This is a genomic window from Paenibacillus sp. PCH8 (assembly GCF_002968835.1).
GTDB lineage: Bacteria > Bacillota > Bacilli > Paenibacillales > Paenibacillaceae > Paenibacillus.
In genome coordinates this window covers 2,163,877-2,186,470 of record NZ_PKQK01000001.1, presented here as the reverse complement: position 1 = coordinate 2,186,470, position 22,594 = coordinate 2,163,877, and the positions used below count along the sequence as shown (strand labels likewise).

Annotated in this window: 4 protein-coding genes and 1 pseudogene; all 5 read right to left on the bottom strand. The window is 54.6% G+C overall.

Annotation, left to right across the window (positions count from 1 at the left end; all coding sequences use genetic code 11):
* Positions 1–52: 52 nt before the first annotated feature.
* The 5 genes and pseudogenes from C0Q44_RS09455 to C0Q44_RS09440 all read right to left on the bottom strand — a co-directional run bounded on the left by C0Q44_RS09455 (position 53) and on the right by C0Q44_RS09440 (position 22,006).
* The gene (locus C0Q44_RS09455; RefSeq protein ID WP_105407001.1) at positions 53–1,786 is read right to left on the bottom strand and encodes an ABC transporter ATP-binding protein; all 1,734 of its coding nucleotides are present in this window, start codon (positions 1,784–1,786) and stop codon (positions 53–55) included.
* Positions 1,783–3,609, bottom strand: a complete 1,827-nt coding sequence (locus tag C0Q44_RS09450; RefSeq protein ID WP_105407000.1) for an ABC transporter ATP-binding protein — start codon at positions 3,607–3,609, stop codon at positions 1,783–1,785. The genes C0Q44_RS09455 and C0Q44_RS09450 overlap by 4 nt, the downstream gene beginning before the upstream one ends.
* Positions 3,599–6,906 (bottom strand): annotated as a pseudogene (locus C0Q44_RS09445) (non-ribosomal peptide synthetase). The gene C0Q44_RS09450 and the pseudogene C0Q44_RS09445 overlap by 11 nt, the downstream one beginning before the upstream one ends.
* A 149-nt stretch (positions 6,907–7,055) precedes the next feature.
* Positions 7,056–9,032 (bottom strand): condensation domain-containing protein, encoded by a 1,977-nt coding sequence (locus tag C0Q44_RS32015; protein ID WP_258166222.1) that lies wholly within the window; start codon positions 9,030–9,032, stop codon positions 7,056–7,058.
* On the bottom strand, positions 8,924–22,006 hold the full coding sequence (locus C0Q44_RS09440; RefSeq protein WP_258166221.1) for an amino acid adenylation domain-containing protein: 13,083 nt from the start codon (positions 22,004–22,006) through the stop codon (positions 8,924–8,926). The genes C0Q44_RS32015 and C0Q44_RS09440 overlap by 109 nt, the downstream gene beginning before the upstream one ends.
* Positions 22,007–22,594: the final 588 nt, after the last annotated feature.

The window sequence follows — 22,594 nt, the reverse complement described above, 5'->3', positions numbered from 1 at the left end:
GTAGATTGGCTTTGTACCTAGATATCAGCAGGAAGCCACTCGTCATAATGGTCTAGCCGTACAGCCGCGCGTAATAACCTCCGAGCGCCAGCAGGTCCTGATGGCGGCCTCGTTCGACGACCGTTCCTTGATTCATGACTGTAATCAAATCCGCATGTTCCACGGTGCTGAGACGGTGGGCGATCAGAATGGTGGTGCGCCCCTTCATTAATATGTTCAGGGCTTGCTGTACCCAATGCTGGGATTCGTTATCCAGCGCGGAAGTCGCTTCGTCCAACAACAGAATCGGGGCGTTTTTGAGAATCGCCCGGGCGATCGCAATTCGTTGCCTTTGTCCGCCCGACAACGATGCTCCTCTCTCTCCTACCGGCGTTTTATACTGTTCAGGAAGCTCCTGAATGAAATGGTGAGCGTACGCTGCTTTGGCCGCTTCGATCACTTCTTCATCCGTTGCATCCGGGTTGCCGTAGCGGATGTTTTCCTCAATCGTGCCGGTAAACAAGAACGGCTCCTGCGGAACGTATGCAATCTGCCTGCGAATCTCATCCAGCGTGTAATGGCCAAACGGTTTGCCTTGGAGCAGGATTTCACCGCTGTCCACAGGATAAAAGCCGAGAAGTAGCTTAATCAGCGTACTTTTACCGCTACCGCTGGCACCCACGATCGCGGCGACCTGACCAGGAAACACCTTCATGGACATATCGACAAGTACCTTTTTATCCGCCTGATAAGAAAATTCCACGTCGCGAAACTCCACCGCAGCCTCAGACACCAGCTCGCTGTTAGGAGATCCCAAACGCTCCGGTTCCTCTTCCTCTCTTAGTACCTCTTGAATCCGGTGAGCGCCCGCGAGCGAATTTTGGGTCATCGACAGAACCATCCCTAAGTTCAACAAGGCGTGCGTCAGATTCACTTGCAGAACCGCCAGGGCGGCGACGCTTCCCATTCCCATCAGTCCGTTGGCATACAGAAGACTGCCGATGACGATGATGCCGCAGAACGTGATGTAGCTGATAAAATGGTTCACCGCAGCCTGCATGCCGTTCTTCTGCGCGGTTTGCCTAAGTGTCTGCGTCATTTGTTCGTTCAACGCCTCGTACTGGCCGTATATCGTGCGGATGCGGAACAGCTTCACAATTTGAATGCCGCCCATGAAATCTTTGAATTTTTCGGTCATTTTACCGAGCGTTTGCAAGCCTTGTTCGGACAAGGCGCGAATATCCCGCGCAAATTTCAGGCTGACCACAGAGGACAGCAGTAGAATGACGAAGGATACGCCAGCAAATCGCCAATCAATCAACACCATGGAGGTAATGGAGCCGATACAAAAGACAACTTGAAGCAACAAAACGAAGTAAACCTGTGAGAATGTAAACTCAACGGTCGTTACGTCGTTGTTCACCCGCGACAGCAAATCCCCATGGTGCGTCTGCTCCAAGAATCTCGGCCGCACCCGGCATAGCTTGTTATAGAGACGTTCGCGGATATTCAGCACAGTCAGCTCGACACTGCGCTGATATAAGTAAATGAACCACGGAGAAACCATATTTTCCAGGAACAGGGCCGCGCCCAAAATAATAAAGGCTTCCACCATTAGGGACGTATCTCGGGACACGGCGAAATCAACCAAGTTATGTACGACCAAACTGAAGGCGATCAGGAACAATGTCTGGGTGAGTGTGGTCACGACAAGGCCGATGGCATACTGGGTTTTGAGCTTGCGGTTCATAAACGTCAGCAAATAGCCGAGTTCTTTCACTTGCGAGAGCCTTCCGCCTTTTTTCATCTGTACGCCACCTCCCTGCGTTCGGCAGACTCGATAAATTCCTGGTAGTACGACTGGGCGTACAGTCCTTTCATCTCCAGCAATTGTTCATGAGTGCCCTTTTCAACAATATTCCCCTGTTCCATGACCCATATTTCGTCGGCGTTTTGAACTGTAGAAAGCCGGTGGGCAATAACCATTGTTGTTCTCTGCTTCATCAATACGCCCAGCGCTTCCTGAACCGCGCTTTCCGACTCTGGATCAAGAGCCGACGTTGGCTCGTCCAGCAACAGAACGGGAGCATCCTTCAGAAAAGCCCGGGCCATTGCAATGCGTTGGCGCTGCCCACCGGACAAAAATCCGCCACGCTCTCCGACATACATCTGGTAGCCGCCGGGAAGCTGCATAATGAAGGAATGCGCCTGAGCTGCTTTGGCTACTTGAATAATCTCGTCCATCGACGCTTCTTCCCGCCCATAGCCGATATTCTCGGCGATCGTGCCGCTAAACAAATATGAATCCTGGGTGACCACGGAAAAATGTGACCTAAGCTGCTCCGGGTCGGCGCCGTGGATCTGACTGCCGAACACGCGAATCTCGCCCTGATCCTCTGGAAGCGTATAAAAGCCGCATACAAGCTTAAACACCGTGCTCTTCCCTCCACCGCTTGCTCCGACAAGCGCGATCGTCTTCCCTTCCGGCACAGAGAAGCTAACACTCCGCAGGATTGGGGAGCTCTCCTCATACCCGAAGGTTACGTTCTGAAACTCGATGGGGGCGGCGCTTGCTTTCGGAAGCGAACGGCCATGTTCCGTTTCGGTTGGCTGCTCGACGATTTCGGAGACCCTTTTCAGGGAACCGGCCATTTCGAACGTGCGCGTGATGAGCTCAGGAATATGCTCCAGTGGCTCCAGACACAGATTCAGCAAGTACAGAAAGGCAATTAGCTCTCCCGCGCCTAGCTGCCCTTGGTAGATCAAATAGCTTCCGTAACTGACGGCGAAAATGATCGGGCTGATCATCAGTGTGGAAAGCAGCGGGTTAACCCAGGCTTCCCGCTTTTTCACGGCCAGCTTTTTTTGAGCCGTCAATTGCAGCAGCACTTGGTAGGAGCGAGATAACATGCCGGATAGCAGGTAGCTTTTTACAATAGGCATACCCCCAAGCGTATCCTGAAGGTTGACGTTCATTCGGCCCATATTCGCCTGGGCTTCCTCGGTTAATCGCTCCAACTGCTTGCCGATCCATTGGGAAACCAGCAGCGCTACGGGAAATAACAGCAGGCTGTACAGCATCAGCTCCCATTGGAGGTAGATCAAATAAGTGAAACAGCCGATGAACAACAGTGGATGATAAAACCACTGGGCGAGGTCCCGAATCATAAACTGCTGGATGAGCTGCAGGTCGTTGTTGATTCGCGACAACACATCGCCGGAGTGTTGCTTTTCCAAATAGGAGACTGGGAGTTTACCAATATGATGCATGACATGGTTGCGGATATCCTGCACCGCAGAGGCGCTGCTTCGCTCCACGCCGAAGCTCATGAAAAACTTCGCCGGCACACCGATCAAGATGACCACAAAGACCGTGTACACGATTTGCAGAACGATTGGCCCCGCTCCCTTCTCGGCCTCGGTGGTCAGCTTCTCGATCAAACTTCCCGTCCATATCTCAATAACGGCGGCGGCAATCGCGGACAAGATACCGACGATCATCCAGCCTTTGTGGCGGCTTACATAGGACATCAGCCAGCGGAACGCTTTCCAGGTGGAGTAAGCAGTTTGGCGCTTGGAAGGTGCCGCTGTGCCTTGTTCTTGAACAGACGGCTGCCGGTCAGCTTCCATGCAGTACCCCGGCCTCCGCTTCGATCTGCCGCTTGACTTGCTCTAAGATGCCCCGGATGACGGCGGCCGTTTCTTCCACGCGCGCGAGTTCCAGCAATTCCTCGTGCGCGCCCTCCAGCCGGTAATCGGCATAAGCTTGTCTCGTTGCCCCCCGCCAGGACGGCAATTGATGCTCCAGACGGAACGCTTCGCTGTCCTTCGCAATCAGTTCGTAAATCCGGGCAGGGATCGTGCCGGAATTAATAAGCTGCGCTTCGTACGCCAAGGTCGCTTTGACCTTCCGATGAACCCGCTCCCGCACGAGCGGGTTGCTCATTAATTCCTTCTCTTCTTCGTCGAAATCGGTAAGCGTTTCTTCCAGCTCTTTCTCCGACGTTTCGGAAGGCGTCAGCATGTCCTTAATCCACGAGTCCACCATGAGCACGTCCGTTACGGAATACCCTCTTTTCTCCATCGTTTTGGCTACCTCGAACATCAGGTTGCCTCCGAAGCAGTATCCCAGTAGCACGTAAGGTCCTTCCGGCTGGATGCGGACGATCTCGTCCACATAACGCTTCAGCATGGCCTCGTAATCAACGGCATCGTCGATAAAATCAATACCGTAGAGCACGAACCGGCCATCGAGCCTACTTGCGAGTTCTCGGTAACCGATGCCGAAGCCGCTGCCCGGAGGGAAGCAGAACACGTTCAGATCTCCTGCTTTATTCAGCTTAATGAAAGAGTCTCCCCCTTGATCCAGACCCAGATCCCCCTCTCCGAAAGCCATAGCTTCAACGGTTAAATGATGGAATTGGCGGTTCAGCGGTACCTCAATGCCCGTTTCATCATAAACAGCTTGTACGAGCCTCATCAGACTTAATGAATTACCACCCAACTCGAAAAAGTTATCCTTTACGCCGACCTGCGGCACGCCAAGCGTATCCTGCCAGACGCGGGTAATCTTCATTTCGAGCAGCGTTCTCGGCGCGACATATTCCGCGCCTCCGGCTGCCGCTTCCTCCGGCGCGGGCAACGCTTTGCGGTCCACTTTGCCGTTGGAAGTCAGCGGCATGCGCTCAAGCTGCACGAGGTGCGAAGGAATCATATACCCCGGAAGCTGTTTGGCGAGCTCCTCCTTGAGTTCATTCGCCCCCAGCCTTGTTTCCGCGACGTAATAAGCGACAAGCTGCTTTTGGTCATTCGCGTCCTTGCGATCGAGCACCTTGGCTTCTTGCACGGCGGCGATCTTCAGAAGCTGCGTCTCGATTTCGTCCAGCTCGATCCGGTAGCCACGGATTTTGACCTGGTGGTCGATCCGACCCATGTATTCGATATTGCCGTCCGGCAGCCAAGCCGCCAAGTCGCCCGAGCGGTACAGTTTCTCCCCTCCGCGAACGGGGAATCCACGAATTTCTCTGCCGTCAGATCCGGGCGGTTCAGGTATCCTCTCGCAAGGCCTTCCCCGGCCACGTACATTTCGCCCGCCACGCCGATCGGCACAAGGTGGCGGTTTTCATCCAAGACGTACACGCTCAGCGTTGGGATCGGCTTGCCGATATTGCTCTTCGCCGCCTCCATTTCGACCCACGTGATTTCCTTATACGTAACATGAACCGTCGTCTCGGTAATCCCGTACATATTGATCAGCTTCGTCTCCGGGTACTTCGTCTTGAAGCCCTTGAGCAGCAGCGGACTCAGCGCTTCGCCCCCAAAGATGACGTTGCGAATCCGCAGATCGTACAGATGATCCACCAAGACCTTACGCAGTAGCTGGTAGAAGTACGTTGGCGTCTGGTTCAAAATCGTGACCTGTTCGCGGCCCAGCAGCGCCAGAAAATCGGCCGGATTTTTTGCCGTGAGCGGCGGTACGATGACCAGCTTGCCTCCGAACAGCAACGCTCCATACATCTCCCAGACGGAGAAATCGAAGCAGAACGAGTGGAACAGCGTCCAAGTGTCGGACGGCCCGAAGTCGAACAAGTTCTTTTCGTTGAACAAGAGGCGCACGACATTTTTATGCTCAATTAGCGTTCCTTTCGGTCTGCCGGTCGTTCCTGACGTGTAGATGACATAAGCCAGGTTGCCCGGCCCGGAAATGGACTCCAGGTTCGAAGCGTCCAGCACATCTGCGGAGTCTGCCCATCTGTCACCCCAAACGAAATCATCCAATTCAAGGCGCGTTCCTGCGAATTCCGTCTTCTTGTGCAGATGCTTTTGAATCAGCAATAACGGCGCGCCCGAATCCTCAATCATGAAGCGGATCCGCTCCTCCGGGTAGTCGGGATCAACAGGCACGTAGGCTCCGCCCGCTTTGAGAATCGCCAGAATGCCGACGACCATATCGAGCGAGCGTTCGGCCAGAATCGCTACCAGTTGGTCCGCTTCGACTCCCGTCTCCCGCAGCTTCCGTGCAAGCCGGTTGGATCGCTCGTTCAGCTCGCGGTAGGTCAACTGCTGCTCGTTCATGACGGCGGCCACATTGTCCGGGTTAAGCTCCGCCTGCTCTTCGAACAAGCTGTGTATCGTCTTCCCCCGCTCAAACTCGGTTTCGGTGTCATTAAATTGCTTCAGCAGCGTCTCCCTCTCGTCTGGGGATAGCACATCAACTTGTCCAAGCTCCAGATCCGGTTGAAATAAAAGCAAGGACAGCAGCCGAACAAGATGGTCGGCCGCCTGTTCCACAAATGCGCGCTCGTACCGCTGCCCGTCAAAGCTTATTTCCAGCTCGATGGAATGGTTTTGGCGATCGAAGCGAAAAACCGTATCGGCCGCCACCCGTTTACCCTGCGGTCCCGGATGAATCGGGGCGAAGGATGTGACGGTGTTGACGACCGGGAGGCCGTCCACTGTATAGTCCAGATGGAGCGGCTCCACCATTTTCCGAAAAGGCAGGTGCTGATGCTCCAGCGCCTCGCCGATGGAGGCTTTGATGCCCCCGAGCAACGTTTTCAGCGTAATCTGGCGGCTTATAGACGTCTTGATCACCAAGATGTCATGTGCCGGCGGAGTCCCGGCGGGGTCTGCGCTATAAGAAGGCATGCCGACCAGCATTTGGTCCCTCCCGGTATATTTGAACAGCAGGCTTTTTACTCCTGCAAGAACAATCATGTACAAAGCCAAATCCGAACCGTTGGCGAGGCCAATGATTCTCTCCGAGAGTTCGCTCGGCAGAGTACGATGAAGCAAGCCCGGCTCGGCCACAGCTTCCCCGCCCTCGGATAATTTGGAGGATTGACTGTAGGGAAGGAAGCTCAGGCTGTCATCGGCGTCAAACTTGCCGCTCCAGTACCGTTCTTCCTTTTCAAATAAAGATTTCATTCGTACCTCCCCTAAAAATGAAGTGACCACATGCCCTGGCGCAGGTCCGAAAAAGCTTGCTTTCGGCCTGCGGTTATGGGCTTGGGCGTTGTTCGCCGTCTTCAATATGCGCGCCGCTTTCGCTTGACAGCGGAGACACACTTGTAGGATTAAAACGCAAATTCGATTGTATCGACGGCACTCTTTGCACCTGAAGCCGGTTTATGACATTCAATCTGGCTTAGCTCAAGTTGTGGATTTTCCGCAATTTGAGACAGTACCCGCAGGTAATTCTCGGTCAAGGTGCGGATCATCGATTCTTTGAACAGCTTGGTGGCGTAGAAGAAGCCCCCGCTCATCGTCTCGTTGTTTTCATACATAAACAGCGTCAGATCAAACTTCGCTTCTTCCAATTGGTCCAGCTCGTAATTCTTCAGGCTGACCTCTTCCAGTTCGGCGTCATGTTCTTCGATATTTTGCAAATCGAAAACAGCATCAAACAGCGGGAAGCGGCCCGGTTCCCGCTTCACATTCAAACGCTCCACGAGTTCCTCGAATGGATAATCCTGATTCTCGAAAGCACCCAGAGCTGTTTCCTTCACTTCTTCCAGATAGGACAAGAACGTTTTGTGAGCCGACGGACGATTGCGGAGCGCCAGCGTATTGACAAACATTCCGATGACCGATTCTAAATCGGCGTTCGTTCTTGCCGCCACCGGGGTGCCCACGATTAAGTCCTCTTGCCCGCTGTACTTGGACAGCAGCACAGTATAAGCTGCAAGCAGCACCATGTACAGGGTGCTTTCATGCTCGGCCGCTAATTCACGCAGCCGCGAAGAGAGTGAAGCTTCAACGTCGAACTCCAGATGAGCACCTTCGTAGTTGCGAACCGTAGACCGTTCGTAGTCCATCGGCAGATCCCCTGTCGGCAGCTCGCCTTCGAAGGTTTGCAACCAATACGCTTCCTGTAGCCCGATCCGCTCTCGGTGGGTCTTCGACTGTTGCCAAACGGCATAATCCTTATATTGAATGCGCAGTGGCGGCAGTTCCTCCCCAGCGTAGAAACTTGAGAATTCATCGATCACAATTGCCATTGATACGCCATCGGACACGATATGGTGCATGTCGAAAAGGAGAATATGCAGGTTCGGTTCCAACTCGATGACCCCGGAGCGTAGCAGCGGCGGCTTGCCAAGATCAAACGGACGAATGAAGCTGCGGACGATCTGCTCAATCTGAGTTGCATCCTCTTGATCCGCTTGATGATGCTCAATAGCAAAATCAACCTGCGGGTAAATCCGCTGAACGGCTTCGCCCTTCACGATTTCAAAACCGGTGCGAAGCGATTCATGCCTTGTGATCAATTTCCGCAAGGCGCCTTCCAACCGTTCTAAATCAAGCTCGCCTTCCAACTGCACCAGCTCCGGCATGTTGTAAAGCTGATCGGCTCCATCCAGTGTGTGCTGAATGAACAGCCTTTTCTGGGCGGAGGACAGAGGGTAGTACTCTCGCTCTTCCGCTTGAGGGATGGCTTCATGCTCCCGCCGTTCCATCCGGGCAATCACATCGGCCATCGCTGCAATCGTGGAGTGACGGAATACGTCGCGCAGCGGCAGGTTGACTTTTAATTCTTTAAATACCTTGCCCGCCAGCGTCGTCGCTCGCAGGGAATGGCCGCCGATGTCGAAGAAGTTGTCGTAAACGCCTATCTCCTTCGTAAGCCCCAGCACCTCCTGCCAAATCACTGCCAGCTTCGTTTCCAGCTCATTGCGCGGTGCGACATACTCCGTTCCGCTTCCCGCTTCCCCTTCCGGCGCTGGCAACGCCTTCCGGTCAATCTTTCCGTTCGGTGTCAGAGGCAGACGCTCCAGTTCCACAAAGTACGATGGGATCATATACCCCGGCAACTCCTGTGCCAGCGCGCTACGCAGATCGTTTACTACCAGCCTGGCTCCGGTATCTGGCGTGTAATATGCGCATAGTGACTTCTGCCCGTTCGCGTCACTTCGAACCAGCACTACCGCTTCGCGCACGCCTTCTACCCGCAGCAGCTGCGATTCAATCTCACCCGTCTCAATCCGGTAACCCGGATTTTCGCCTGGTTGTCGATTCTGCCGATGAAGTCTACGTTCCCATCCTCCATCCACCGCGCCAAATCTCCTGTAAGGTACAGCCGCTCACCCGCGGCGAACGGGCTGTCTACGAACTTCTCTTCTGTCAGCTCCGGGCGGTTTAAGTACCCACGCGCCACGCCGACTCCGCCGATAACCAACTCACCCAGCACCCCGACCGGTACCGGATTCAGATGCGCGTCCACGATGTAGAATTTCGCATTCAGCCATGCTTTGCCGATCGGCACATGACCTATCCGCGTTAGCTTCGTCAACGGCTCGTCGTAGAAACTGGAGTCGATCGCCGCTTCCGTCACGCCGTATGCGTTAATGATTCGGAACAATGAGCCAAAGCGTTCCTGCAAGGTTCGGTAATCCGCCACGCTGCAGCTGTCCGAGCTCGTGATCAACAGCTCCATCCCGCTTATATCCAACCTCTGCTCGTACACATAATCCATAAACGGTACGATCAGCGCCGGCGTTGATTCGAAGATGGTGACCTGCTCCCGCTCCATCCAGTGGTGCAGACGAGATGGATCGATCCGGTCGTCCTTAGGCACAATCACCATTGTGCCTCCGTTATACAGCGTCCGTGCAATATCTCCGACGAACACGTCAAACGAGAAGCTGGCGAGCTGCAGCAACCGCACCGGGAACTGATCCAACTGGTATTCCCGTCGGTAGCCCGCCGCCGTGTTCACCAGGCTGCCGTGCTCGATCATTACGCCCTTAGGCTTGCCCGTCGTTCCCGACGTATAGATCACGTAGGCCAGATCCTCTGGACGGGCTTCATGGAAGTTGTCCATGCTGACATGCGGATGGCTCTCATCGCCGTTGTTCACAGCATCCGTTCGCTTACCGGAGACCATGCCGGAGTCCATCGGTGCATTCGCCCGCTCCTCGCTGTACGACGCTTCGTCGTCCAGGTACAGCACCGCCGCCAGTGCCAGTTCATCTTCACTGAGCCAGGCTTCGGCACGCTCTCGCAGCGCCGTTTGCGTCAGCAGCACCTTCGCGCCGCTGTCTTCCAGCATGAACCGCAAGCGATCCGCAGGATAATCCGGGTCGAGCGGCACATACGCCCCGCCCGCTTTCCAGATGGCCAGCACGGCCACCAGCAAATCCACCGAACGCTCGGCGAGAATGCCGACGATCGTCTCCCGGCCGATGCCGCTTGCGCGCAGCGTCGCTGCCAAGCGATTCGCCCGCTCGTTCAGCTCCGCATACGTCAGCCGGTCGTTCTCGTACACAACGGCCACCTCTTCCGGCGTGTGCTCCGCCTGTTCCTCAAACAGCCGGTGGAACGCAACGGTAGGAGCCGCTTCCAGCTGCGCCGGGTTAAACGCGCCGAGAATTTGCTCTTTTTCCTCTGCCGTCAACACGTTTAGCTCGGCGAGCTTCGCATCTGGACGGCCTACGATCGTTACGAGCAGTTGCTCGTAATGTTGCGCCAGCCGTTCGATCGTCTCCCTTTTGTAGAGAGCCGTCGCATACTCGAAACTGTAATCCAAGCCTCCGTTCTCCTCACCCACATCCAAGCTGATATCAAACTTCGCGGTATCCAGTGCGCTCGGATAAGGAATCAGGCGAAGCCCTTCCAGCTCAAACTCCTCATTCTCCGTATTCTGCATCGTAAACAGCGTGTCGAAGAGCGGATTGCGGCTTAAATCACGGGTGACTTGCACCTTGTCCACCAATTCTTCGAACGGATAGTTTTGATGCTCGAAGGCGTGGAGAGTCGTTTCTTTGACTTCGTTCAGGTATGAGAGGAATGTCTTCTCCGAAGCCGGATAACTGCGGATCGCCAGCGTGTTTAAGAACATCCCGATCAATGGCTGTACATCTCCATGATTCCTTCCGGCTATCGGCGTACCAACGATCACGTCTTCCTGACCTGAATATTTATGCAAAAGGACGTTATACGCCGCAAGCAACACCATAAACAGTGTCGTGCCCGTTTCCGAGGCCAGCTGCTTCAGGCCGTCGGTTTTTGAAGCGTCGAAGAAAAATTCCAGCGTTTGACCTTCGTAGCTCTGCACGGCCGGACGCGGATAATCGGTCGGCATTTCCAGTACCGGAAGCTCGCCCTGGAACATGGTCAGCCAGTACGCCTCCTGATGCTGAAGCCGTTTTTTCTGCTCCTGCGAATGCTGCCAAACGGTATAGTCTTTGTACTGAATGCGCAGAGGCTCCAATTGCTCTCCACGGTACAAGCGGACGAATTCTTCAACAAAAATCTCCATCGAGACACCATCGGAAATAATATGATGCATGTCGTACATTAGAATATGGCGTTCCGGGGCCAGCTCAACAAGGCCTACCCTCAGCAGCGGAGGCTTCGCCAAGTCAAACGGACGGACGAAACGGCGAACCGTCTCTTCGGCCTCTTGCTCATCTGCTCGATAGAACTCCACGGCAAAATTCACGTCCTGGTAAACCCGCTGTGATGCTTCACCATCCACCATTTCGAACCCGGTACGCAGCATTTCATGCCGTGCCACGAGCTTACGGAACGTTTCTTCGAACCTTGCCCGGTCCAAAGCACCCTCCAGCAGCATCGCTTCCGGCATGTTGTAGCTAAGCTCAGCGCCTTCCAGTTGATTCAAGATAAAGAGGCGTTTTTGAGCAAAAGATTGCGGGTACACCTCTCGGTCATACGCCACCGAAATGGAAACAAATTTCTTTTCATCCAGCCGGGAAATGGCAACTGCCATGCTCTCGATGGTGGAATGTCGGAACACGTCGCGTAGCGGCAGATCCACGTTCAACTCTTTATGAATCTTGCTGACCAGTGTTGTCGCCCGCAGGGAGTGGCCGCCGATGTCGAAGAAGTTATCGTGAACGCCAATCTCCTTCGCAAACCCCAGCACCTTCTGCCATATCACCGCCAGCTTCGTTTCCAGCTCATTGCGCGGTGCGACGTACTCCGTTCCGCTGCCCGCTTCCCCTTCCGCCACTGGCAGCGCCTTTCGGTCAATCTTTCCGTTCGGCGTCAGAGGCAGGTGCTCCAGCTCGACAAAGTACGACGGGATCATGTAACCCGGCAACTCCTTTGCCAACTCGCTGCGCAGATCGTTTACTACCAGCCTGGCTCCGGTATCTGGCGTGTAATATGCGCATAGTGACTTCTGCCCGTTCGCGTCACTTCGAACCAGCACTACCGCTTCGCGCACGCCTTCTACCCGCAGCAGCTGCGATTCAATCTCGCCCGTCTCAATCCGGTAACCCCGGATTTTCGCCTGGTTGTCGATTCTGCCGATGAAGTCTACGTTCCCATCCTCCATCCACCGCGCCAGATCTCCTGTAAGGTACAGCCGCTCACCCGCGGCGAACGGGCTGTCTACGAACTTCTCTTCTGTCAGCTCCGGGCGGTTTAAGTACCCACGCGCCACGCCGACTCCGCCGATAACCAACTCACCCAGCACTCCGACCGGTACCGGATTCAGATGTGCATCCACGATGTAGAATTTCGCATTCAGCCATGCTTTGCCGATCGGCACATGACCTGTCCGCGGTAGCTTCGTCAACGGCTCGTCGTAGAAACTGGAGTCGATCGCCGCTTCCGTCACGCCGTAGGCGTTAATAATTCGGAACAATGAGCCAAAGCGTTCCTGCAAGTTTCGATAATCCGCCACGCTGCAGCTGTCCGAGCTCGTGATCAACAGTTCCATCCCGGTTATATCCAGCCGCTGTTCGTACACATAATCCATAAACGGTACGATCAGCGCCGGCGTTGATTCGAAGATGGTGACCTGCTCCCGCTCCATCCAGTGGTGCAGACGAGACGGATCGATCCGGTCGTCCTTAGGCACAATCACCATCGTGCCTCCGTTATACAGCGTCCGTGCAATATCTCCGACGAACACGTCAAACGAGAAGCTTGCCAGTTGCAGCAACCGTACCGGGAACTGATCTAACCGGTATTCCCGCCGGTAGCCCGCCGCCGTGTTCACCAGACTACGGTGCTCGATCATCACGCCCTTAGGCTTACCCGTCGTTCCTGACGTATAGATCACGTACGCCAGGTCCTCTGGACGGGCTTCATGAAAGTTGCCCATGCCAACATTTCGATGGCTCTCATCGATGTCGTCCACAGCATCCGTCCGCTTGCCGGAGACATTGCTGGAGCCCATCGGCGCATTTGCCCGTTCCTCGCTGTACGACGCTTCGTCATCCAGGTACAGCACCTCCGCCAGTACCAGCTCCTCTTCGCCGAGCCAGGCTTCGGCGCGCTCACGCAGCAGCGTTTGCGTCAGCAGCACCTTCGCTCCGCTGTCTTCGAGCATGAACCGCACGCGCTCTGCCGGATAATCCGGGTCGAGCGGCACATATGCCCCGCCCGCTTTCCAGACAGCCAGCACGGCCACCAACAAGTCCACCGAACGTTCGGCGAGAATGCCGACGATCGACTCCCGGCCGATGCCGCTTGCGCGCAGCGTAGTCGCTAGACGGTTCGCCCGTTCGTTCAGCTCCGCATACGTCAACCGGTCGTTCTCGTACACAACGGCTGCCTCTTCGGGCGTGCGCACCGCCTGTTCCTCAAACAGCCGGTGGAACGCAACGGCAGGAGCCACTTCCGGCTGCACCGGGTTAAACACGCCGAGAATTTGTTCTTTTTCCGCCGGTGTCAACAAGTTCAGCTCGGCAATCTTCGCATCCGGACGGCTTACGATCGCCGCAAGCAAATGTCCGAAATGAGTCGATAGTCGCTGGATCGTGCTTTCTTTATAAAGAGCCGTTGCGAATTCAAAGCTGCACTCCAGACGCCCGTTTTCTTCCGTAACATCCACACTCAGGTCAAACTTGGCCGAGCCGTATTCACTAGGGTACGGGGACAATTTCATCCCTTCCAGCCTAAACTCTTTATCCTCCAAGTTTTGCAGGGAGAACATCGTGTCAAATAGCGGATTGCGACTCAAATCCCGGCTGACCTGCACTTTATCAACGAGCTCTTCGAACGGATAATTCTGATGCTCGTAAGCACCTAAGGTTGTTTCTTTCACTTCTTCCAGATACGACAGGAAGGTCTTCTCCGAAGCCGGATAATTGCGGAGCGCCAGCGTGTTGACGAACATTCCGATCAAAGGCTGCGTGTCTACGTGCGTTCTGCCCGCAATCGACGTTCCGACGATCAAGTCGTCCTGACCTGTGTATTTATGCAAAAGCACTGTATATGCCGCAAGCAGCACCATATACAGCGTCGTTCCTCTTTGAGCGGCCAGCTGCTTCAAGCCTTCGTTCGTTGACTCATCTACGAAGGATGTCAGCGTTTGTCCCTCAAAGCTCTGCACGGCAGGACGCGGATAGTCCGTCGGCATTTCCAGAACCGGCAACTCGCCCCGGTAACGATCCAACCAGTAGGCTTCCTCGCGTTTTAATTGCAATTTTTGCTCGTCCGACTGCTGCCATACTGCATAGTCCTTGTATTGAATGCGTAGAGGCTCTAATGACTCGCCGCCGTACAGACGAACGAGTTCCTCGACTAACACCTCCATCGAAACCCCGTCAGAGACAATATGGTGCATGTCGAACATCAGCAAATAACGTTTGGCTGCCAGCTCTACGAGCTCCGCGCGCAGCAGCGGCGGCTTCACCAAGTCGAAAGGCCGAATGAATGCCTGCACGACTTCAGGCGCTTCTTCCTCGCTCGCAAGAAGATACTTGACGGCAAAGTCTACGCTCTCGTAAATACGCTGTACTACTTCGCCTTGTACGATCTCAAAGCCGGTTCGTAGCGTTTCGTGCCGTGCCATCAGTCCGCGGAAAGCCTTCTCCAGCAGACTCCGGTCAATTGATCCTTCCAGTAGCAGCACACCCGGCATGTTATAGCTCTGATCAGCCCCTTCCAGCTGATTCAGGATGAACAGCCGCTTCTGAGCTGAGGAAAGCGGATAATATGCTCTTGCGCCTGCCAGCGGAATTGACGAGAACGACTGCTCTCCCATTCGGGAGATGACGAGAGCCATCTCTTCGATCGTCGAGTAGCGGAATACATCGCGCAGAGGAAGCTCAACGTTCAGCTCCTGATGCACCTTGCTTACCAGTGTCGTTGCCCGCAGGGAATGACCGCCCAGGTCGAAGAAGTTGTCATGAACGCCGATATGCATCAGTCCAAGTACACTTTTCCAAATTTCGGCCAAACTGGCTTCTAGCGGAGTACGAGGCGGAGTATGTCCTTCGCCCGGTTGCAAGCTCTCTTCCGGCGCCGGGAGAGAGCTGCGGTCAACCTTGCCATTCGTCGTCAACGGGAGCCGATCCAACTGGATCAGGTACGCCGGAATCATATAGGCCGGCAGTTCCTGGGAAAGAACGCTCTTCAACTCGGCCGCTGGAAGCTCGTAGTCCGCTTCATAATAGGCGCAAAGCTGCTTTTCCCCGGAGGCGTTTTCCTTCGCGAATACCGTTGTTTTCCGAATTCCTTCTACTTTTTGGAGCTGAGCTTCGATCTCGCCCAACTCAATGCGGAAGCCACGGATTTTCACTTGGTCGTCCGTCCGCCCCACATAATCGATCGTGCCGTCCGGCAACCATTTCGCCATATCTCCCGTCCGGTACATGCGCTCTCCCGACACAAACGGATTCTCCACAAATTTCTCTGCCGTCAGCTCCGGCCGGTTATTGTAGCCCTGTACCAAGCCTTCTCCGCCGATGCAAAGCTCCCCGGCCACGCCGATCGGCAGAACCTTATTCCGACTGTCTACGATATACACCGTTGTATTGCTGATCGGCCGTCCGATAGGTACGGTAACCGCCGACTCATCGACGAAGTCGACCGGAAGATACGTAGCATAAACCGTGCTTTCCGACGGGCCGTACAGATGGTTGAGCCTGCCCGGTCCGATATGGGCGAGTGCTTTACGCACATGGCCGACCGAGACGCGCTCTCCTCCGAACAAAATCGCACGGACATCCCGCAGGCAATCAACATTCACATCTACAAGGATGTTGAAAAAAGCTGTCGTAATCAGCATGACCGAGATACGCTCACGCTGGATGAGATCCGCCAGCTGGCCGATTTCCAGCAAAGTCTCGCGGGGAACCAGCACCAGCCGCGCCCCGTTGGTCAAAGCGCCAAAAATATCGAAAATCGCTCCGTCGAACGAATAGCTCGAAAGTTGGAGGACATGATCCCGCTCGGTGATATAGATATAATTCGTATTTCGCACGATCCGCACAATGTTACGGTGTGAAACAAGATTGCCTTTCGGCTTGCCCGTCGTGCCTGACGTATAGATGACGCAGGCCAGATCTGTCGCTTCGGTGCCCGGATTTAGATCTGTGCCGTCCTCTTGATAGAAGGACTCATCATCCAGTAAAATCACGGAGTCCAAACCCGCCAATCGCTCGCGCAAGTGGCTTTGCATCAGCATGACCTGCGCTCCCGAATCCTCAATCAAGAAACGGATACGCTCCTCAGGATACTCCGGGTCAATCGGTACGTAACCTGCTCCGGCTTTGTGTGCCGCCAGCATGCCCACCACCATTTCGATGGAACGCTCAGCCATAATGGCAACCAGACAACCTTTGGATATCCCGTGGCTACGCAAGGTACGGGCAAGGCGGTTGACGCGTTCGTTCAGCTCGCGGTAGGTCAGCTCTTGCTCATTCCAGGAGATGGCGGCTGCATCCGGGATGCGCTCCGCCTGCTCTTCGAACAATTGAATGAGCGTCTTCCCGCGTGGAAATTCCGTAGTGGTGTCATTAAAACGTTCGAGAAGGTCAGCCTTTTCCGTCTCCGTCACAAGTTCTAACTCGCCCACGGTAATTTCCGGGTTATCCGTCACCTGCTTCAGCAGATGAACGAGATGCCCCTTGAGCCGCTCAATGCTGTCTTTATCGAACACTTCGACGTTAAAGTCAAACCGAATTTCAATCTCGGCTCCTGGCACCACGGTCACGTTGAAGTTATAGTTCGTCTGCTCCTCCATCTGAACATCAGCGATCGTCAGGTCGCCATGCCGCTGGTCGCCCGCCTGTTCCATCTGCTCGTCCACCGGATAGTTCTCGAAAGCGATGATATGGTTGATCAGGTTCTGCTTTTGCACACTGCGGGCTTGAATTTCATACAGCGGATAGTAATCATAACGCCCGGACTCCAGCGCCCGCTCTTGCATCTTCGCCATCAGGTCGCCGAACACGGTGTCCGCTTCGCTTGTGACGCGGACCGGCACCGTATTGATGAACAGGCCGATCATGGACTCGATGCCCGGGATTTCCGCCGGTCTTCCGGCCACAACACTGCCGAATACGGCATCATTTGTTCCGTTATATTTTTGCAGAATCACACCCCAAGCGGCTTGCAGTAACGTATTGACCGTAACCAGACGCTGTTTTGCCACCCGATCCATCCGCTCGCTCAAGTCTTTGCCCAGTTCGGCGGTGACGTGATCTGCCGTAAATCTGCCATTCGGCGCCAGTTCCTTTTGTCCGGGGATTATGGTTTGCCCTTCATAACCAGCCAGGAATGCCGTCCAATAGCCGGATGCCGCTTGATCGTCCTGTTTTTCCAACCATTCGATATAGGCGCCATAATCTGATCCCTTATCTCCCGCTGGCTGTTTGCCAGATGTCAAGGCCGAGTACGTCTCAAACAGCTCATGCGTCAGTTGTGTCAGGCACCAGCCATCCATCAAAATGTGCTGGAAACTCCAGAGCACATGATAGCTTTGCTCTTCGGTGCGCAGGATCGTAACCCGAACGAGCGCGTCATGTTCCATGTCGAAGCCGCGAAGCATGTCATCCTCGGCCCTTTTATCCAAATACGCTTGTTTCTCGTCCGCCTGCAAATGAAGCAGCTCTTCATATTCAAAGCCGACCGGCTTATCACGGTATATGATTTGCATCGGCTCGCCCGCCGGTCCTTTCACAAAGTTCGCCCGCAGCACCAGATGACGTTTCGCAAGCTCCGTCCAGCTCCTCTCGAAAAGCTGGACGTCAAGCGTTCCACGCATGGTAAACCGCGTCTGCTCGAAGTAAGCGGCCGACTGTCGGTCAAACGCGCTGTGGAACCACATGCCCTTCTGCATCGGCGTAAGCGAGTAAATATTTTCGATTTCCCCGAGATGGCCCGAGCGCTGGGCGATTTGCTCCAATTCCGCGATGGTCAAGCCTTTAAATTGCACGTCGCTCGGTGTTAATTCGGTGTTTTCTTTGCCTGCGCAGTGGATGATAAGCTCTCGGAGACTTTGCTCAAGCCGCTGAGCGAAGGCTTCCATCGTTTCCTTGCGATACTGCTTCCGGCTATAGCTAAGATCGAGCGATAAAGCGCCGTCCAGCACCATGCCGTTGATATCCAGCACAAAGCTGCGGGCCTGCCGGTCGCTGGCCGGGCTGCCGCTGGAATAAGAAGATATGCCGATCTCGTCCTGATTGACATCATCGTCGAACTGGCCGAGGTAGTTAAAATTAATTTCCGGCTCCGCGCCCCAAACAAAGTCATCCTCCGATTGGGAGAGATGGCGGCATACGCCGTACCCCAGCCCTTTGTTCGGAATGCGACGCAAGCTTTCCTTGACCTGTTTAATCTGATAGGCTAAATCCCGGTCGGTTTGCGGCTCCAGAACAACCGGAAACTTGGTCGTAAACCAGCCGACTGTACGCGTGATGTCGATATCCGTTCCGATCGTTTCGCGTCCGTGTCCTTCGAGATTGATCCGCATCCGCTCGTGTCCCGTCCACTTGCGAACGGCTATACCGAGCGCCGTTACCAAAATATCGTTCATTTCGGTGTTGTAGGCCCGATGAACGCGCTTCAGCATCAGCTCCGTTTCTTCGGGAGTCAAACAAACGAACAGCGATTCGCTGTCTTGCTGCGTCGTAACGTCCGCCTCCAGATCCTTCGGTATGGCCGGAACCGCAATTTGATCCACGGTCTGCCAATAGGCTCGTTCCTTCGCCATCTCTGGGCTTTGCGCGTAAGCGGCCAACTGCTCGGACCAAGTGCGGTACGCATCCGTTTTCGTCGGGAAACGAATGTCATCGCTTTTGCCAGCCTGCTCGTAACCCAGAGCGAAATCTTCCATCAAAATGCGCCAAGACACGCCGTCCACCACGGCATGATGAACTGCGAGCAGCAAATGATCGCCGTCCGTGCACCGGAACAGTCCCGCCGTCACGAGGGGTCCGTTCTCCAGATCAATGCCCGCTTGAATGTCGGTTGCCTTCGCTTCCACATCCTGCGCAGTATTTTCCGTATCCTTAAAGTCGAACACATCCAGCGTGAATAGCCCGCCTTCCTGAATCGCGCGGGTCCGCGCACTAAACCCTTGTTCCGCCTTGCGGAACACCATCCGCAAGGCGTCATGATGCTCGGCCAGCTTTTGCAGCACCTGACGCACCGTCTCTTCGTCGAAGCGTTCCTTCCGGTACAGCATCACCGACTGGTTGAAATGATGTGGGTCCGCAAAGGAGCTCTCGAAAAACCAATGCTGAATTGGCGTCAGCGCCGTTTCACCCGTTATTTCGCCTTGATCGATGGTACGTCCGATCGGTTTTACATGCAGACTGAGCTGTGAGATTGTCGGATATTTGAACAAATCTCGGATTTCCAGCTTGTACCCGGATTGATGAAGCCGCGAAGATACTTGAATGGACTTGATCGAGTCTCCACCAAGCTCGAAGAAATGATCCGTTACCCCAACGCGATCAGCGTTCAATACCGCCTGCCACACATCGGCCAGCGTTCGCTCGGCTTCATTGCGCGGAGCTACGTACGTGCCGCCAGTCAGCGCGTTTCCTTCCGGGGCGGGCAAAGCCTTACGGTCGATTTTGTCGTTCGGCGTGAGCGGCATCCGCGGAAGCTGAACAAAATGTGCCGGAATCATGTAATTCGGCAATTTTTGCGCCAGCGCGCTTCTCAGCTCGCCGAGCGTAAGCGAGTGGCTCGACACCAGGTAAGCACATAGTTCTTGCCCGCTTTTTCCTTCCCGCGCGATTACGATCGTCTCCTGCACGGAGTCAATCTTCATAAGCTGCTCTTCAATCTCGCTGATCTCAATCCGGAATCCACGAATTTTCACCTGATGGTCAATCCGGCCCAAGTACTCCATATTTCCGTCTGGCAGCCAGCGGGCGAGATCTCCCGTCCGGTATAGGCGTTCTCCCGGTGCAAACGGATGTTCCACAAACTTCTCTGCCGTCAGCTCCGGTTGGTTCAGGTAACCTCTCGCAAGCCCAACGCCTGCCACACACAGCTCGCCTTCCACTCCCGGAGGCACAAGCTGCAGATGAGCATCTAAAATAAAAATTTGGTGATTGTCCAGCGGTCGCCCGATCGGAATGACTCTGTGCTCCGGTTGCTCCTCATCTGCATCCCAAAGCGTCGTAACAATCGAAGCTTCGGTCGGACCGTAAGCATTGAAATAGCGGACTTTCGATTTCCACTGCTGCACGAATTCGGCCGATACTGCCGAGCCTCCCGTTACGAGCTTCGTTAAACTGGGAAGGCGGTCCGGGTTCAAATAAGCACTGTACGTCGGAGGCAAAATCGCCGCTGTAATCGCGTGCTCGTTCATATAATTCTCGAACAGGCGGGTGTCGAGAATCGTCTCGGCTGTCGGGATGTACAAAGCCGCACCAAAATAGAGCGCTTTGAACATTTCCCAGCAGGATGCGTCGAACGACAGACTCGCGAATTGAACGATCCGGTCATGCTCCGTGATGCCCATCCTGTCCGCGAACATCAGCTTCAAGCTGACCAGACCGCGATGCTCCAGCATGACCCCTTTGGGTTTGCCCGTCGTACCTGACGTATAGATGACATAAGCCAGATCATTCGGACCGCTGGCCGACTTCAGGTTTGAGCCATCGTCGCTGTAGGACTGTTCGTCATCCAGCGCCAACAGGGTCCCTTCGAACGCCACCTGCTGCTGCAGCTCCCTTTGAGTCAGCAGCAGCTGCGCGTTCGAGTTCTCCAGAATGTAACGAATGCGTTCTTCCGGGTATTCCGGGTCGATCGGCACGTAGGCACCGCCAGCTTTCAGAACTGCCAGAATACCAACGACTGTCTCCAGCGATCTCCTGACCATCAAGCCTACCAGCTGATTGGGCAACACGCCGACCGATCGCAGCGTCCGCGCCAGCCGGTTCGCCCGTTCGTTCAACTCCGCGTACGAAAGCCGTCGCCCCTCAAAGACAATCGCCGTCGCTTCAGGCACCCGCTTCGCCTGCTCCTCCACGAGCTGATGAATCGTCCTGTCACGGGGATAGTCCTTCTCGGTATCGTTAAAGCTTTGCAGCAATTGAAATTTCTCGTCCTCCGATAGCATGTCCGCCCGTACGATGTCCAGTTCCAACTCGTGAAGCCCCACGACCAGCAGGCGATTCAGATGGCCGACGACCCGAGTCATGAACTCGGAGTCATATAAGTGCTCGTTATATGACAGCGCTAGCTGTATCGTCCCACCGGTTAAGCTGAATTCAAAGGAACAATCCGTGACCATATTTTGCCCGATTTCGTCCAGATGCAGCTCCTTGAGGGATACTAGCGTATGCACGACGGGTATCCCATCTGCATATTGCAGGTCCAGCTTCTCCGTCATTTTTAAGAACGGAATATGTTGATGCTGAATCGCATCCGGCAAGGAAGTCCTCAGATCGCTCAGAAGCGTCTTAAAAGTCGCACCCGCCGAAAGCGAGTTTTTCAAAATGACCGTATGATTAACGGATCGGCGCGTCTCCGCCTTTTTCCGTACAACCGGCATACCGACCAGAATGTCAGAAGCACCTGTATATTTATGCAAAAGTGACTGAACTCCAGCGAGCAAAATCATAAAAGCGGCCAGCGGAGCGCCCTTGCTCATTTGAAGAACGCGCTGCGCCGCTTTCTCCGAAAGCGAACCGCCGACGGTTGTCATAATGGACGCCAAAGAGCTTGGAGCTTTGCTGTAAGGAAGCCGTGTCAAGGTATACTCGTCGCTACCGAATTTTCCGTTCCAAAACAACATTTCTTTTTCAAAAGCCACCTGGATCGTTCCCCTCTCTTCATCGGTAAAAGCAATCCGGCGGAGCATATGTTGCAGCAACACTCCAGCCTTCGCTTCCCGCCTTTTCAAACATGTGACAACAATATTAATGGCTTACGCCAGGTCACCGCTTCGCTTGCCCGGTTGATCGCATGCGGCAATCCTCTGCCTGGCAACTGTCCCGCTCGGTCCATTCGTAAAAGAAAACAACGAACATCGTTCTATGCAAGAAATGCGGCTGCTTCTAGCTCCTCTGCTTCAATATACTTTCTGCGGACGAGCCGCCCGAAGACGGGCTTTGGTTTAACATTGGGTTCGGAACTGGTCTTGGAATGGTTTTGGAATTGGATTTGCGGGTGGACAAGGGATGTTCCTCCCATCAGATGTAAGGATTGCTGTAGGGTTCCGACCGGCCAGCAGAAAGTGGGCCAGTCGGCCATACCTCTGGATACGGCACCGGAGCTGCCTTTGTCGAAGCCTATGTTTATGGGGTATTGATACACTCTATGTACGATTTGTGTATTCCCCGCAGCCCTGATGGGGATAAGTAAAGATCCCGCTGCGGGGTAGCGATCTTTTCCTGACGATTAGATGTGACGATGGTACTGCACGAGGTTCAAAGAATGCTCCGTATGG